Origin of the sequence: Paenibacillus sp. PastF-3, assembly GCF_029893135.1 — a bacterium.
GTDB lineage: Bacteria > Bacillota > Bacilli > Paenibacillales > Paenibacillaceae > Paenibacillus_AQ > Paenibacillus_AQ nitricinens.
Genome location: NZ_JARXWM010000003.1, coordinates 227,622 through 244,761, shown reverse-complemented (window position 1 = coordinate 244,761; position 17,140 = coordinate 227,622). Strand labels below are relative to the sequence as shown.

The window sequence follows — 17,140 nt, the reverse complement described above, 5'->3', positions numbered from 1 at the left end:
AATCTGAAAATAAAGGGAGAGTTCCGCAGCCGTTTCATGGCTTGTGGGACTCTCCCTTTTTGTGATGTGCGTATATTATTCTCCATACAACATTCCTGTCTATATGAACTGATTATGTATTTGGATGTTGTGTGGATTCCCTAATGATCAGATGGGTAGGAAGGAGAATTTCTATAAAAGGCTCCTCGGGATGATCGATGCGCCAGAAGAGCTGTTCTATAGCTTTTCGTCCAAAGTAAGACAAATCTACATCCATCGTTGTAGTCAAAGGAGTTGTTATCCGTGATAACTGTCCATTATCAAAGCTCACAATAGATACATCTTGGGGGATCTGATACCCAAGCTTGTACATCACGGAATTGATCAAGAACCCCAAGCCGTCATTGACACAGAACCAAGCCGTAGGCTGCTCATCCAACTTTTGTACAGCGTTGAACACATCATCCATTTCTTCAATGGCATGATCGAACACCCATATTGGGTTGTATTCAATGGCAGATTGGTATAGAGCCAGGCGATAACCTTCTAAACGCTCGTAATAGCTTGGTGAGAATTGAATATTGCCGATGAATCCAATACGGGTATGTCCCAATCCAATTAAATGCTGCACCGCTGTATAAGCGGCATAACGATTATTGGTGAGAATACTATCGGCCTTAAGATCAGGGTGATGATGATCAATTAACACGGTGGGAATCCCTGTGCCCGTCACTGCTTGAATATACGGGGTCGTAATATGGGACAAAATCAAGATTCCTTCTACAGAAGGATCAAATAATATAGGAGGCAGAATCAATTGTTCGGAAGCGTGATGATCAATAGATTGAATAACCATACGCTTATTCCGCTTCGCTGCTTCCTTCTCAATACTCAAATAAATTTCTCCAAAAAAATTACGTTTGGAAAATGCAAATTCTGATGCCAAAATGACAAAGGTTCCAGCTTCTTCTTCTGTGCTTTTGCGCCCTCGCGAATAGGTGTAACCCATTTCATTCGCAGTATCGATAATTAATTGTCTCGTTTCCTCACTCACACCGTCTTTACCGGACAGAGCCTGAGAAACAGAGTTCTTCGATATATTCAATCGATCGGCGATATCTTGCATTGTCACCTTCACCTTCATGCGAAGATACGTCCTTTCTAATTAGAAGTGTAATGAATATTCTTCCATACTGTCTCTCATAATACTAAAGATTATGCTGTAAAACTACATTACAACTATAAATTATTTTAACATTACAAACTATATAAGTAAAGGTAGTTTGTAATGTAATTAATTGTGTCTTTTTCATTAACACTCGAATAACAGGTTGACATTTTCGCTAAAAACTATAATAATAGCAATTGTAACGCTTACAAAGCTGCTTACAGGTATATATTTGTTTAGTTTTGTAACGTTACAAAATTATATCTAGGAATTACAAAATGCTGCACTGATGTGCATCGATACTCAGGGAGGGTTTATTTTATGAAGAAGAAGCTTTCAGTAATGCTTGCACTTACGCTTGTATTCACGATTCTTGCCGGTTGTGGATCAAAGAGCGGTAATTCAGGCACTTCAGCTGATGGAGTAACAACTATTGAGTTCTGGGCTGCACCTAACCCGACTCAACAAGCATATTGGCAGAAAATCGCCAAAGAGTATGAGACTGTTAACCCTAAGGTGAAAATTAACGTAAGTGCGATCAAGGAGTCCCCTACTTCTGAGGCAAGTATCCAAGCCGCAATCGCGGGTGGAAGCGCTCCGACGATGACTGAGAATATTAGCCGTGGTTTTGCAGCACAACTTGCGAACAGCAAAGCGTTAGTTCCATTGGATACGATTGCTGGCTTCAATGATATTGTGACAAAACGTAATATGACCAAAACGATTGAGCCTTGGGAATTTGCCGATGGCCATCAATATGTTCTTCCAATCTACTCCAATGCAATGTTGTTCGGATGGAGAACGGATATTTTGAAAGAAGCTGGTGTGAACGAAGTTCCAAGAACATACAGTGAAGTGATTGAGGCAACGAAAAAATTAAAAGCAAAATACCCGGATAAATATCTTTGGGCGAAACCTGACTTAGCAGACCCTACCTCTTGGAAAAGATGGTTCGACTTCTTTATGCTGTACAATGCAGCTTCAGATGGCAACAAATTCATTGAAGGCAGCCAATTTGTTGGCGATGAAAAAGCTGGTGTAGACGTTCTTACTTTCGTGGACAATCTTCGTAAGGAGAAAGGGCTGTTGTCTCAGAATGTAACAGAACCTTTTGAAAATGGAGTGGGCGTATTTACGGATGTAGGACCTTGGACATTCAGCACATGGGCTGAGAAATATCCAGAGCTTCAGTACAAGGAAAACTTTGAAGTAACATTGCCTCCTGTTCCTGACGGTATGGATCCAGCGAATGCAAAAACATTTGCGGATGCTAAAGGAATTGTTATCTATGCTTCGGCAAGTCCAGAGCAACAAGCTGCTGCAATAGAATTCATCAAGTGGGTTTACTCGGATGACCAAAATGATGTTGCCTTTTTCCAAGAAACTAACTTGCCTCCAGCACGTGATGATGTAGGTACAAATGAAGTATTTAAACCAGTATTTGAAAAAACGCCTGTATTGCAAGAGTATGCAAAAGCAATCCCGAATGCTGTTCCATCCATGGACAATCCGAAATTCAACGAATTGCAAACCTTTATTGGTCAAGAGGCCTTTAACAAAATCGTTCGTGGTGAGATTGATCCAAAAACGGGTTGGGACAATATGAAGAAGGCGATTGAAGGGGAACTTCAATAATGATTGAAAAAAATAATAATCGGTTAGGCTGGCTTTTTGCCAGCCCTTACCTTATTTTTTCGACTGTGTTTTTCTTGGGCCCGCTTATCTGGTCTTTATATTTGTCTTTTACTAACTGGGACTTGATTTCACCAACTTATGATTTTGTTGGATTCAAAAACTTTACCAAAGCATTAGGCACGCCAGGGGTAAGATCGGCATTTTGGGTAACGTACAAATTTATGATCGTATTTGTACCGATTGTCACAGCCATGTCGCTTTTTGTAGCGGTAATTGTAAAAGGCTTACCTAAATTAAAAACGGTATTTCTTATTGGATTCTTCTTGCCTTACCTATCCTCAGGGGTTGTTGCATCCCTTATTGTTAAAGGATTTTTGTCACATACAAGTCCTGTTCAGACGTTTCTAAGGGAACGGTTAGGTCTTGATATTGACTGGCTCGGCGGATCTTTCTCGGCATTGTTCGTCGTTGCGATGATTATGGCTTGGAAATTTACCGGTTACTATGCGTTAATTCTTACTTCAGGTTTAGAAAGCATTGATCAGGAAGTATATGAAGCAGCGGCAATTGATGGCGTGAAGGACAGCCAAAGGTTCTGGAAGATTACGTTGCCTTTGCTTTACCCTGCGATTTATACAACCTTAATTTTATCCTTCGGTGCAACATTCGGTATCTTTACTGAGGTCTACCAATTAACAGGCGGCGGACCAAACTACGCAACGAATACATGGCAAATGGAAATATACAGTCAAGCATTTAAGAACCTGCAGGCAGGTTACGCGTCAGCTATCGCGATTATGGCTGCGGTTGCGACATTTATATCTATATTCGTAATCCGAAAAATTCTGGAAATGTGGGGTAAGCGCAATGGTTGGGTCTAATTCAAACATCAAGCTCCGGCTGTCGATCCGCTATCTGATTGCGATCGTACTGCTTGTGATTATGGTATTCCCCTATTTATATATGGTATTGAATTCACTTGCAGATTGGTCACAGGTAGACCGGAAGCTGATACCGACGAAATTTACGCTGCGCTCGTATCAATGGCTCTTTACAGGTGGTGAGACCGGGATTACAAGACCATGGATTCACGCCTTCTTTAACAGTGTGTTCGTTTCTTTGGTATCTACAGCCTTAATGATGATGTTCGCAATTATGGTAGCTTATGCGTTGGCGAAGCTGAAATTCCGCGGGAGAGACTCTATTAACAACTTTGTGTTGTTTCATATGTTCTTCCCGGCAATCATTCTGATCATCCCTAACTTTTTGATTATTCAAAAAGTAGGACTGTTCGATACGTATTGGGCGCTCATTATTCCCAAGGCGATGAGTTTATGGGGGATCTTCATGTACACCAACTTCTTTAAGGCGGTGCCCGACGCCTTCATTGAAGCCGCCAAGCTGGATGGGGCATCCGATTTCAAAATCCTGTATAAGATTATGATGCCGATGTCGAAGTCCATTACGACCGTTGTATTCCTATTCCTGCTAATGGAACGTTGGACAGAGCTCCTATGGGATATGATCGTCGTCCGAAGTGACGGCATGCTAACATTGAACGTTTTATTATCTCAGATGTTTGGTCCGTATCAATCGTATCCGGGTCCGATGTATGCCGGTGCAGTGATGCTCACCTTGCCAATCATTATTTTGTTCATTATTTTCGGCAAGAAGTTCCAGGAAGGCATGCAATTTAACTTGAAATAGGTCTGCACAGGAGGGGTATCGGTTGGAACAGCCGTGGTGGAAAGGGACGGTATTCTATGAAGTGTATATGCCAAGCTTCTGTGATAGCAATGGGGATGGGATTGGTGATTTCGAAGGTCTTACTTCCAAGCTGGATTATTTGCGGGAACTTGGCATCGGGGGGATTTGGCTAACGCCGTTCTATAAGTCTCCTAAAGTAGATAACGGGTATGACATTGCAGATTATTGTCAGATTGATCCAGACTTTGGAACGATGGAAGATTTCGAACGGTTTATTCAGGAAGCGAAGGCTCGCGGGATCAGAGTGATTGCCGATCTTGTCCTGAATCATACGTCTTCAGAGCATGCATGGTTCAAGGAATCGCGATCTTCAAGGACGAACCCGAAGCGGGATTGGTACATTTGGAAGGACGCTGTGAACGGCGGCGTACCTAATAACTGGGAATCGTTTTTTGGTGGAACCGCGTGGGAATGGGATGCTGCAACAGAACAGTATTACTATCATGGGTTTGCGAAAGAACAGGTCGATTTGAACTGGGCAAATCCCGAAGTTAAAGAAGCGATGAAGGATGTTATGGCTTATTGGCTGGGCAAAGGCATAAGTGGCTTCCGGTTAGATGTTATCAACTTCTTATCGGTGTCCGATCAATTCCCGGATAACCCGATGGATGAAGTAACGGGTGAGCAGAAGCATGTACATGATCAGAATCAAGATGGAATTATGGATGCCATCGAGGAAATTAGCAGGTTTGTTCATGCGCATAGCGGAATGTTCATGGTAGGTGAAGTCGGCTCTGAAGATATGGACATGCTGAAGCGTTACAGCGGAACGGGTAAGTTTGATGTGGTCTTTAATTTCAATCTGGGAAGCCAGAAGGAATTTAGTCCAGAGAATTTGTTCGCCGAGCTTAAGACGATGGAGAAGATGCACCGTGCAGATCAGATTCCAACGTTATTCTTCGGTAGTCATGATATGGACCGCGTAATTTCGCGTTTTGGTGAAGGGGACGCGGAGATTGAGGAAGAACGGGCCCGCCTTATGGCAACGTTGGCCTTGACCGCAAAAGGGGTACCTTTCTTATATTTCGGTGAAGAGATTGGGATGCGGAATTTCGTAGCCCATAAGCTGGAAGATATGCGGGACATCCAAGGATTGAAGGCATATGAAATCGCACTACAGCGGGGGACAACTCCAATGGAAGCCCTGGAAATTGCGAATGCAAAGGGAAGAGATGCATCTCGCTCCCCAATGCAATGGAACGCAAGTCCACATGGCGGGTTTACGTCAGGAACACCATGGATTGGCCTGGGCCCAAATTATCAGCAATTAAACGTGGAGTCCGAATGCAATCAACCGGATTCATTATTACATTATTATAAAAAGCTTCTCCACTTGCGCAATACACAGGATGTATTTCAATTCGGGGATTATGACGTGCTGGAACGCAGAGGCAATCTTATTTTATATGTAAGAACATTGAAAGAAACCAATACCAGAGCGCTCGTAGCCTTGAATTACGATAATCAGAGCATACAGATTGATCCTAGTGAGCTGCTGGATGGGCAAGCAATTAATATATTATCGAGCCGCCGAGAGATAGTGAGCGGCACAGACTTGGTAACGCTGTTGCCGAATGAAGCCGCAATATGGATGCGTGCGCCGCTATTATTTGACTAGAGAGGAATTTTATTATTATGAAACTGCTCAAGAATGCTGTGAAGACATGTGAACAACTGCTTATGGAATACGCGATGAAGGACGTATCCGTAACCAATACACAGAAGTTAACATTCACAGGTGTAGATCATAAAGATGTCTACAATATTACAGCTCCATTCCAAGATGAGGGTGAGTGGGTGATCGCGGGTCGGGTTGAATCCCGTGACAGCGAGCATTCCGATGTCGTCTTTTTTGTCGAACGTGATGGACAATGGGTACCCTGTGAAGGAGCGCCTACCCTTGAACTTCAAGATCCTTTTTTTACGAAAATTAATGGCGAATTGATAGTTGGCGGCGTTCAAATTTATCCACATCCGGTAAAGGCTGATGCCTTAATGTGGCGTACAGTATTCTACCGCGGGAAGAACATCGCGAGCTTAGAACCATTCTTTAAAGGACCGGATGGCATGAAAGATCTGCGCCTAGTGGATCTGAAAGATAGCATCGGAGTACTGACCCGCCCTCAAGGAGATAAAGGAGGACGCGGTAAAATCGGCTTTACCCGCATTGCATCGTTAGAAGCGTTATCCATTCCATTGATCGAAGAAACACCGTTATTGGATGGACAGTTTGTTGATGAAGAGTGGGGCGGTGCGAATGAAGCACACTTGCTAAAGAACGGACTGCTCGGTGTTCTTGGGCATATCGCTTCTTTTGATGATGCGGGCGATCGTCACTATTACCCGATGGTATTCGCTATCGATCCGGCAACGGGTGAATATTCAGATATTCAATTAATCGCTGTACGCAATCAGTTCTTGCCAGGTGCCACGAAACGGCCTGATTTGGAGGATGTTGTATTCAGCGGCGGGCTCGTACGTCATGAAGACGGTACAGCTAACATATATGCAGGAATCAGCGATGCGGAAGCACAACGTGCGACAATCCCTGATCCATTTGCTCAATTTGAAATTTTGTAAACATGAAATCCATTTGGTTAAGGGAGTTATTACAACATGAAAATCTATCGTTATGAACAAAATCCACTTATTACACCGGCGGACGTTAAGCCGTATCACGATGACTTTGAAGTGATTGGTGCATTTAATGCCGGTATTGCTAGCTATAATGGTGAAATATTAATGTTTCTCCGTGTAGCAGAACGCCCAATTAGCAAGGATCCAAAAATTGTGAAAGCTCCGATTTATAATCCGGAGACCAATGAATTGGATATTTTGGATCTGGATACAGATGATGAGCGCTTCGACTTCTCTGATCCGCGTGTGATCAAAAATAAATCCGCTAGTGCTACATTTCAGTACTTGACTTCATTATCTTATATCCGAATCGCTCGAAGTAAGGATGGACATCATTTTACGGTGGATGAGAAGCCATTTGTGTACCCTTCCAATTCACTGGAGACCTTCGGGGTAGAAGATCCTCGGGTAACCCGAATTGGGGATACCTATTATATTTATTTCTCGGCAGTCTCCCCTGTGGGCGTTGGAGAATCGCTGGTATCCACTAGAGATTTCGTGAATGTAAATCACCACGGCATGATCTTTGGGCCGGATAATAAAGATGTATTGATTTTCCCGGAGAAAATTAACGGCAAATATTATGCATTGCACCGTCCAACAACGAAAAGCACGGGAGATCCGGAAATATGGATCGCAGAATCGGACAACTTATTATATTGGGGTAACCATAAGCACCTGATCGGTTTGCGTGAGGGGATGTGGGATAGCGGCCGGATTGGCGGCGGTGCGGTTCCATTCAAGACTGATAAAGGCTGGTTGGAGCTGTATCATGGGGCCACGCTGGAACACCGTTATTGCATGGGGGCAGTCCTATTAGATCTCAATGATCCCTCGAAGGTGATTGCACGTTCCAATGCTCCTATCATGGAGCCGGAAGCGGATTATGAGAAGAATGGATTCTTCGGCGATGTTGTATTCTCTTGCGGTGCACTCGTGGAAGACGATGTTGTAAAAATGTATTACGGAGTCGCGGATACATCAATGGCTTGCGCAGAACTTAGTGTACAAGAAATTTTAGATAGCTTGATATACGTATAACAATAAAACGTCAAAACCGAAGTGGTTTTGGCGTTTTAATTTGGGAGAGAGGATGAAGAGAATGAACATTAAATTAACTGAAAACTGGAAACTTCGTGATTTTCATGTAGGGGAAGCCCGGGATCTTGAAGTTGCATCGCCAGAGTTTATTGATTATTTCTGGATGACCACCTCAGTGCCCGGTGACATCCATACGACGCTTCGGGAGAAAGGCATTATTGATGATCCTTTCTTTGGCCACCAAGATCAGAAATGTCGTTGGATTGAAGAAAAGGTATGGTGGTATCGTACGGTCTTTTCATACGATTCTGATCTTAAACCTGGTGAGAAGATGGAGCTATTATTCGAAGGGTTAGATACCTATGCAACCGTATATCTCAACGGTGTGGAGCTTGGATCAACAGATAATATGTTCATTAGCCATTCATTTGATGTAACCCGTGAATTAAATAAAGGGAAAAATACGCTTGCCGTAAAATTTGATCCTATTCATGTACATGCAGGTGATAAGGTTCAATATTATTGGTCAGGCTTTAGTAAGAAACGGATCTGGACACGTAAAGCACAGAGTCATTTTGGCTGGGACTGGGGTCCGCGTCTGGTCTGTGCAGGCATTTGGAAAGAGGTGCATTTGATTAAACACCGTCATGCACATTTAGATCATGTGTTTGCTCGAACAACTTCGGTAGAGGGTCAAGTGGGTGTTGTTGATGTGGATTTATGCGCACATGCCTTTGATCGCGGATGTTCGTATACGGCGCGTGTGGAACTTTTAGAAGGTACAGAGCGTGTTGCGGAAGAACATGTCTCTTTGGATAAGATTGGAGGGATTACAGTTGACGGTGCGATTACAGCGCGTACGCTTCATCATTCAGTTACCTTGCAAGTGACGGATCCGAACTTATGGTGGACCCATGATCTAGGAACGCCTTTCTTATATCATCTACGCGTTACGTTATTTGCTGATGGGGAGCAAATAGATACCTATGAGCAGCCATTTGGGATTCGAAAGATCGAGTTGATGCAGCTGGATGAAGAAGGGCGCCATGCTTTCACTTTTGTATTGAACGGCGTAAAGGTTTTTGCTAAAGGTGCAAATTGGATCCCTATTGATAGCTTTATTGCGACCGTGCCAGACAGCCGCTATACACATCTGCTTCAGATGGCCAAGGATGCCAATATGAATATGATTCGCGCTTGGGGTGGAGGCATTTATGAGCGGGATATCTTCTTTGATGAATGTGATCGGTTAGGAATTTTAATCTGGCAGGACTTCATGTTCGCTTGTGCGTTGTATCCAGATTACAATCGTAATTTTATGAATAATGTTCACCGCGAAATTGAGCAGGTCGTAAAACGTCTTCGCAGTCGTACGAGTCTTGCTCTATGGTGTGGGAATAACGAGAATGATTGGTTGTATGAGGCACTGTCCTCTAACGGCGAGATCACACATCCCTTTTATGGAGAAAAAATTTATCATGAGCTCATGCCCGCAGTACTAGAGCAACTTGATCCATCGCGAACGTTTTGGCCTAGCTCGCCTTTTGGCGGCAATGATCACAATTCACGTGATGTGGGTGATACTCATAACTGGCAAGTCTGGCATGGGAATAATGAGCCGCGTCAGTTTGGTGAACCGCAGACACAGGATTATAGTGTTGAAGGGATATCGTTCAAACGATTCAAGTCAGACTTCACGAAATTTGCCAGTGAATTCGGGCTGCATGCCGCTTCCAATCGTTACACCTTAGCAAAGAACATGCCGGACAATCAGTTCTATTGGGATAGCGATGAAATGAAATATCGTAATAAAGATGTCCATTACCCAAAGGGTATTATGCTCATGGAAGGTTATACAGGCGTTCCGAAGGATATCAATGAATATATTCAGTTCTCCATGCTGACCCAGGCAGAGGGATTGAGGTATGGGATTGAGCATTACCGCCGTAATAAGCCGGATACAAGCGGGGCTTTATTCTGGCAGTTCAATGATTGCTGGCCGGGAACAAGCTGGTCTGTTATCGATTATTATGGTTTACCAAAGGCGAGCTACCATTATGCGCGTAAATTCTTTGCACCGGTACTCTTATGTGTGGATCATGATCCGAATGGACTGCTGCAGTTATGGGCTCTCAATGATCGCCGCGAAACTTATCAGGATGAGGCGGAATTAACGATCTATCGGATGGATGGTACAATTGTATATCAGCGTACATTCGATGTTACCGTTGATTCGAACAGTAAAGTTAATTTTGCCAAGTTGACTGAAGCTGAGGTACTGCAGCAACATAGCGCTGGCGAGGTTGTGGTCGTACTTCGTTCGAAGAAACGGGTAACAGAAGATTATGTACTCTATTTAAGAGACTATAAGGATATGGATTATCAACCCGCACATGTTCAGATCTCCGTGGATGAAGCGAAAGGACATATCCACTTGATCTCAGATCGCGTTGCCCGGATGGTGATGATCGAACTAGATGCACCTTGGGTGATCATGGACGATAATTTCTTTGATCTGATGCCGGGTGAAGAGAAGATTGTTCGTGTGCATCATGTTGATGTCGGGGAACTGCCTTGGGAAACCTTACGTGTAACGGCAATGAATGATGCGGGTTAACAAAAACTTGGATTTAAGGAGATGAGCTAATATGAAGGCGGCTGTATTTCAAGGGAAGAAGCATATTGAATTTACGGACTGGGAAGCCCCGGCTGTGGGCTCCAAAGAAGTTAAACTTCGTGTGAAATGCTGCGGGATCTGTGGTACAGATCAGCATATTTATCATGGATACCCAGGGTCTGCTGAAGTGACAGCTCCGATTGTGTTAGGACATGAGCTTGCGGGCGAAATAGTGGCTGTGGGTGATGAGGTTACGACCTTGCAAGTGGGGGACCGTGTATCGGTTGATCCGAACATCTATTGTGGAAACTGTTATTTTTGCCGGAATGGAAAGGTACATTTATGCGATAACTTGCAGGCTGTTGGGGTGACTCGTGACGGTGGCATGGGCGAGTATTGTGTTGTTCCTGTAGCGAACTGTTACTTGCTACCTGATGAAATGAGCTGGATCGAAGGAGCAATGATTGAACCTCTAGGTTGTGTGCTTCACGGTTATAAGAAGCTGGATATTCGTCCGTCACTTCAAGTCCTGATTATCGGCGGAGGTTTTATTGGTCAATTGTTCTTGCAGCTCGTCAAAGCTGCGGGTGTTAAAGGGATTATTGTCAGTGAGCCAGAGGTGTTCAAACATGACCGATTAGTCGAATTAGGCGCGGATGAAGCCGTATCTCCTACAGCAGAAGGTGTGATGGAAGCTCTCCATCATCAATTTGACATTGTCATCGAATGTGTCGGCCGGGCGGATTCCATGGAGCTGGCGGTTAAGGCATCACGTAAGGGTGGACAAGTATTAATGTTTGGTGTTGCTTCCCCGGACACGTTGATTCAAGTCTCACCATTCGAAATTTTTACAAAAGAGTTGAACATCATGGGCTCGTTCATTAATCCATATACCCATGAGGAATCGATTGCGTTAATTGAAAAGGGGATCGTTCAGATTGAGTCGTTGATTAGCCATCAGTTTTCGCTGAAAGATATACCGGAAATCATGGGCGAATATCCAAAACTGCGTGTTTCTAAAGGGGTTATTATGCGCGAGAGGTAGTATTGAATCATAGTAAGCGTACAAGAACGATGACTGTTGGCTATTTGCCATAGGTCATCGTTTTTTTGTGCGCTTTAAGCGGGTCCCCGATAGAAGGAGTTAATAAATATTTAATAGATAGCGAGTAGAATGGCAATACAACCTCAGACATAAAGCTTTGATAAATGTCATACATGGAGAGGAAGCCTATGAACAAAATACTATTGATAGAAGAAAAGCAGAGTTCAGCTAAATGTATGGAACTGAAGTTGTCACATGAATCGTACTCCATCACTGTTACGCACGACGGACTTCAAGGTCTACAATTAGCTCGAGAAGAAGAGTGGGATATAATTTTATTGGATGTAATGGTTCAAGGCCTTAGTGGCGCAGAGATGTGCAAAAGAATAAGGGAAACTAAACAAACACCAATCATAATCCTTGCAGAGGAAGCGGGGCTCGCGGATAAAGTCAGAGGTCTGGATAGCGGAGCGGATGATTACATTCTGAAACCATTCGCTATGGAAGAGCTGCTGGCACGAATGAGATCACTGTTAAGAAGGGCAGGTACTTTTAACACAGGACGGATGCTAATATTTCGCGATTTGGAGATGGACATTGACGGCCGAGCGCTGAGAAAGAAGAAGATATTTGTTAATTTAACGAAACGGGAATTCGAAATACTATTAGTGCTAATGGAGAATAGGGGCAGAGTAATGACCCGGGAGATGCTGCTCGAAACCGTATGGGGATATGATTCCGAGGTGGATATTAAGGTAGTCGACGTGTATATCAGCTACCTTAGGAGTAAAATTGATGAGGTGGGACAACCAAGCATTGTGCAGACGATGCGCGGCCTCGGATATGTGATTCGTAAATGAGTTACTCCGTAGATTTGATGAACGAGAAGACACTTCCATAGGTCCCTGTATATACGGGCTGCCCGAATTTTTGTGACCATTCATTAAAAAGCTTATGTGAGACTCCATTGCCGGTAATTACATAATCGGGATGATCATAGTCTACAATTTCAGGAAGATACTCAGAGAACCCGTACATGGAACGCTCAAAAGCAGTCCAGCCCAATGTACCAAGTGAAGCCTGCGTAACGAAGGGGTCCTGTCTGCCATCACACAGCACATCTCCACCTCGAAACATCACATACCCGGATGAACCATAGCGGGCAAGAACCTTTGGACGAGTACCTTCAGGGGTATGCTGCATAATATAGTTCATTTCATTCACAGGATAATTATTTGCATCAATAACAGGGGGTACAAAGAATATATACACAATATTTAGGAGTAGTCCTATCGCAAGCCATAGTCGTAAGGTGCTTTGACGGAACAGAACAACGGGTTTACGGAAGTAAGGAAGCGCATCAAAGAACACGGCCGCAAAATAAGGAACAAATAGCCACATAAACAGGTTCTGCTTGAAGTTCGATACGCCGAGATAGAGAATCCCAAGCATGAGAAAGAAGCGGAATGGTTTACGTTGGAGTGCGAAAGGAAGCGTACAGGCAAAGAACAGAAGCAAGAGTAGAATGGGTAGATTCTCCAAGCTATTGAACTGAATAGGCTGCCATTCGTTGATCAGCAGGTTAAAGTTCTTTTTCGTAACAGTCAAAATAAATAAGAGGCTTTTTGCACCTCCAGGATTTAGAAGGCCAGCTAACCAGACTAGAACAAAGACTGTGATTTTACGCCAATGGAGCGTTTTATTAATCAAGGATTCTAGCAGAGCCATTCCTGTAAATACAGCTGTTACAAGCCATACCCCTGCATGAAAGTTGGCGATAGCTATAGAAAGTGCAACCATTGCAGCGGCGTATTTCTTATGAGCTGTCATCTGGTATTCCCGTAAATAAACGAAGAACCAGACAATCATAAACGAGGAGATCATCTGCGGACGACCCTTGAAATAATTGTAGTAAATCCAGCAGGTAATTAGCAGTACAAAAGGGAGCATCAGCACATGGTCTTGTTGAAGTCCTAGCTCTTTGCGGGACACTTTCCCTAACCGAAGCAAACCGAGTACTAAAAAGAACAAACAAACAGCGGTCAAAATATACACCCCTGGCCATCCAAATGCAGCATAAAGCGGAGCAACGAGTAGTTGGAATCCGAATTCATGAGGGACATAGGGCAGCTTATCTCCGTAAAAAGTATGTATGGCATGATGCAGGATTTGTCCGTGCTCTATCATATATTGTCCTAACTCTATGTGCCAGAAAGTATCAGGATCATTATAAGAGAATTTGGGAATCATCAGCAGTATAATAGCTATTACGAATAGACCATATAAAAACTTAGGTGATTGTAATTTTTTCATTATGGTACTTCCCCCGACTTTTAGTTCAATTATAGCGTTACATTCTTAAGGAATAGTAAAATTTATGAAGCGGAGTGAACACTCATGCATCAATTATTAACTTGGATATCTGAAACTGCGCTCCACCTTGTCAATACGATGGGAATTTGGGGCATATGGTTAGGGATGATCCTAGAGAGTGCCTGTATCCCGATTCCCAGTGAAGTGATAATGCTCAGCGGCGGTTGGCTGGTTGCGCAAGGCTCACTTACTTTTATGGAAGTTGCTGTCGCTGGGATATTTGGAAATCTAATAGGTTCCATCATTGCTTACTATATTGGGAAAGCCGGAGGTAGGCGGTTATTAGAGAAATACGGTAAGTATATTCTCCTGAATGAGCATCATCTGGAGCAATCCGAGCGATGGTTCGACCGTTATGGTGAGAGTACTGTGTTTTTCACACGTATGTTACCCTTTATCCGAACATTTATTTCACTACCCGCAGGAATTGCTGGAATGAAGGCATGGAAATTCATTGTATTTACAGCGTTGGGCTGTATTCCATGGAATCTGGCGTTAATCTATCTAGGTTACCGATTAGGAGACAATTGGAGTATTGTAGAACAATATATACGTCCGATTAGTTATACCATTTGCGGTATTGTGCTTCTCCTGCTCATATGGTGGTTAGTACGGAGATATCGTACGATAAGCTCATCAAGAAACAAGAAGAGGTAGGGTGAGTATTGCATTATGTCTATACGTTGGAAATTTCTTCTATCCTATGCGGCTATGCTTGTAGTTCCACTTCTTCTCCTTATCATTACGGCTATGTTAATGAGCATTGTCTATCATGGGGATGTGCAGAGCTTAAAGAGCACGTATGAAAGTAAATTTGAAGGAATGGAAGAGAACGATATCCGCAATCTTATTAAACATACTTTTTTGCAAAATACAGATTTACTTACAGATACTGCTTTCCTGAATGAATTATCCGCTGATATGACCAAGAGAAATACGTCTGTCTATATTCGTTCGGAGGACCAGATCCTGTATGCTTCAGAGGATCTGAAGCTTAAACAAGGATTAACCGATCATTTGCCTGGATACAAAGGAGACAGATCGCATATAGAACCTATTAGACAGCAATTTAATAATGAATGGTATCAAGTAGGCCAGTTTGATCTGTTATCCAAGGATGCCAAGCCAGTAAGTATATTTTTTCTGACGCCAATCGATCCTCTTGTCCAATTTGTGCGAACGTTCTTTCCGACGCTGTTTTTGATTACGTTGGTTATTCTGGTGCTGACACATACATTGCTGACAAAATATATGTCCAGACGGATAATCCGTCCCTTGCTGGAACTTCGTAAAGCGACAAAACGAGTCACCGAAGGGGATTTGGATTTTCAGGTGGAGATTAGTGGTAAAGATGAGCTGGGCCAGCTAGGGATGGCTTTTGAGGAAATGAGACACAGGCTTCAACAGTCTATCCTTGTACAGCAGCAATATGAGACGAACCGGAAGGAGCTAATCACCAACATTTCACATGATTTGAAGACACCGATCACTGCCATTAAAGGATATGTGGATGGAATTTTGGAAGGGATAGCGGATTCTCCGGAAAAAAATGAAAAATATATGCGAACGATTGCTGCCAAGGCTGGAGAAATGGATCATCTAATTAATGAATTGTTTCTATACTCCAAGCTGGATATGCAAAAGCTGCCATTTTCTTTTGAGTCCGTAAGAATTATACCCTTCTTAAATGATTGGGCAGAGGAACTAAAGGTAGAGCTGGAGAAGCAAGAGGTCGCCCTTAACATAGAAATGACAGGTGGCGAGGAAGTATGGGTCTCTGTAGATCGTGATTCCTTTAAGCGCGTTCTTGGCAACATTATTCAGAACAGTCTCAAATACATGGATAAGCTTGAAAAGAAAATCACAGTACACAGCTGGCAGGAAGAAACACAGTTTATTCTGGCTATTGAAGACAATGGACCAGGAATTCCTCCAGAAGCAACGGAGCATATTTTTGAACGCTTTTACCGTGGGGAGCAGTCCAGAAACACACATACTGGCGGAAGTGGATTAGGTCTGGCGATTGCTAAACAGATTATCACTGGGCATGGGGGAACGATTTATGCGAATAGCACGGAAGGAATAGGAACTATTATATATATTGCCTTGCCGATTGTGAAAGGAGACATCAGAGATGAACCGAAGCATACTGATTGTTGAAGACGAGCCTGTTATTGCTGAGCTGCAACGTGATTATTTGGAGATGAGCGGGTATCAGACGGAAATTGCAAAGGATGGAGAAAAAGGCTTGGAGATGGGCTTAACAGGGAAATTTGATCTGATCGTGCTGGATGTGATGCTGCCCAAGTTGAATGGATTTGAGGTCTGCAAGAAAATTCGTGAGGAGCTGGATATTCCGGTTCTTATGGTCACCGCCAGACTAGAGGATATTGATATTATTCGTGGGCTGGGTCTTGGCGCAGATGATTATATCACAAAACCATTTAAGCCAGCCGAGCTTGTTGCCAGAGTGAAAGCACATCTTTCGCGTTATGATCGGCTGAAGGGACGTGGTTCCTCAACTAACGAATTGGAAATCAAGGGGCTGCGTTTAAATCCTGATTCTAGACGTGCCTTTGTAAGAGATGAGGAGGTAACCTTAACGACCAAGGAATTTGATCTGCTGTATTTCTTGGCGCTGCATCCCAATCGCGTGTTCAGTAAAGATCAGCTCTTTGAGCGATTATGGGGGATTGATTCTCTGGGTGACACGCAGACAGTGACGGTCCATATTCGTAAGCTCCGCGAGAAAATTGAGGAGGACTCTGCAAATCCACTCTATATCGAAACCCTTTGGGGTGCCGGCTATCGCTTTCATGTCTAGAACATCTCCAGCGATCACGTCTATCCTGACCAAACTACTTGAGGTGTCTCAGTT

14 protein-coding genes are annotated in these 17,140 nt (G+C 43.4%); 12 read left to right on the top strand and 2 right to left on the bottom strand.

Features of this window, described 5'->3' with window-relative positions; all coding sequences use genetic code 11:
- Positions 1 to 112: 112 nt before the first annotated feature.
- Entirely contained in the window at positions 113 to 1,123 is a 1,011-nt protein-coding gene (locus M2444_RS08365; protein WP_280786705.1) for a LacI family DNA-binding transcriptional regulator, read from the bottom strand.
- A gap of 345 nt (positions 1,124 to 1,468) precedes the next feature.
- Between M2444_RS08365 and M2444_RS08360 the strand changes: the two genes are divergently transcribed.
- The 9 genes from M2444_RS08360 to M2444_RS08320 all read left to right on the top strand — a co-directional run bounded on the left by M2444_RS08360 (position 1,469) and on the right by M2444_RS08320 (position 12,749).
- Entirely contained in the window at positions 1,469 to 2,782 is a 1,314-nt protein-coding gene (locus M2444_RS08360; RefSeq protein WP_280786704.1) for an ABC transporter substrate-binding protein, read from the top strand.
- Positions 2,783 to 2,784: 2 nt separating this feature from the next.
- Positions 2,785 to 3,663, top strand: a complete 879-nt coding sequence (locus M2444_RS08355) for a carbohydrate ABC transporter permease (protein WP_179283670.1) — start codon at positions 2,785 to 2,787, stop codon at positions 3,661 to 3,663.
- Positions 3,650 to 4,489, top strand: a complete 840-nt coding sequence (locus tag M2444_RS08350; RefSeq protein WP_076284699.1) for a carbohydrate ABC transporter permease — start codon at positions 3,650 to 3,652, stop codon at positions 4,487 to 4,489. The genes M2444_RS08355 and M2444_RS08350 overlap by 14 nt, the downstream gene beginning before the upstream one ends.
- A 22-nt stretch (positions 4,490 to 4,511) precedes the next feature.
- A complete protein-coding gene (locus tag M2444_RS08345; protein WP_280786703.1) occupies positions 4,512 to 6,167 on the top strand; it encodes an alpha-glucosidase in 1,656 nt (551 codons plus the stop codon).
- A gap of 17 nt (positions 6,168 to 6,184) precedes the next feature.
- Entirely contained in the window at positions 6,185 to 7,129 is a 945-nt protein-coding gene (locus M2444_RS08340; protein WP_481857481.1) for an MTP-1 family protein, read from the top strand.
- 36 nt (positions 7,130 to 7,165) lie between these two features.
- Positions 7,166 to 8,227 (top strand): BtaManbiosPhlase, encoded by a 1,062-nt coding sequence (locus M2444_RS08335; protein ID WP_094876943.1) that lies wholly within the window; start codon positions 7,166 to 7,168, stop codon positions 8,225 to 8,227.
- 67 nt (positions 8,228 to 8,294) lie between these two features.
- On the top strand, positions 8,295 to 10,844 hold the full coding sequence (locus tag M2444_RS08330) for a beta-mannosidase (protein WP_280786814.1): 2,550 nt from the start codon (positions 8,295 to 8,297) through the stop codon (positions 10,842 to 10,844).
- 31 nt (positions 10,845 to 10,875) lie between these two features.
- Positions 10,876 to 11,889 (top strand): zinc-dependent alcohol dehydrogenase family protein, encoded by a 1,014-nt coding sequence (locus M2444_RS08325; protein ID WP_280786702.1) that lies wholly within the window; start codon positions 10,876 to 10,878, stop codon positions 11,887 to 11,889.
- A 188-nt stretch (positions 11,890 to 12,077) separates the two neighbouring features.
- Complete coding sequence (locus tag M2444_RS08320) at positions 12,078 to 12,749, top strand: response regulator transcription factor (protein WP_094876944.1); 672 nt, start codon at positions 12,078 to 12,080, stop codon at positions 12,747 to 12,749.
- Position 12,750: 1 nt separating this feature from the next.
- Here M2444_RS08320 and M2444_RS08315 read toward each other — a convergent pair whose 3' ends face one another.
- Positions 12,751 to 14,202, bottom strand: coding sequence for a hypothetical protein (locus M2444_RS08315; RefSeq protein ID WP_094869459.1), 1,452 nt, complete (start codon positions 14,200 to 14,202; stop codon positions 12,751 to 12,753).
- A gap of 84 nt (positions 14,203 to 14,286) precedes the next feature.
- Between M2444_RS08315 and M2444_RS08310 the strand changes: the two genes are divergently transcribed.
- Genes M2444_RS08310 through M2444_RS08300 form a run of 3 tightly spaced genes read left to right on the top strand, consistent with a single transcriptional unit; the run spans position 14,287 to position 17,086 of the window.
- A complete protein-coding gene (locus tag M2444_RS08310; RefSeq protein WP_094876945.1) occupies positions 14,287 to 14,919 on the top strand; it encodes a DedA family protein in 633 nt (210 codons plus the stop codon).
- Between the two features lie 15 nt (positions 14,920 to 14,934).
- On the top strand, positions 14,935 to 16,422 hold the full coding sequence (locus M2444_RS08305) for a sensor histidine kinase (RefSeq protein ID WP_094876946.1): 1,488 nt from the start codon (positions 14,935 to 14,937) through the stop codon (positions 16,420 to 16,422).
- A complete protein-coding gene (locus tag M2444_RS08300) occupies positions 16,397 to 17,086 on the top strand; it encodes a response regulator transcription factor (RefSeq protein WP_280786701.1) in 690 nt (229 codons plus the stop codon). Before M2444_RS08305 ends, M2444_RS08300 begins: the two co-directional genes overlap by 26 nt.
- Positions 17,087 to 17,140: the final 54 nt, after the last annotated feature.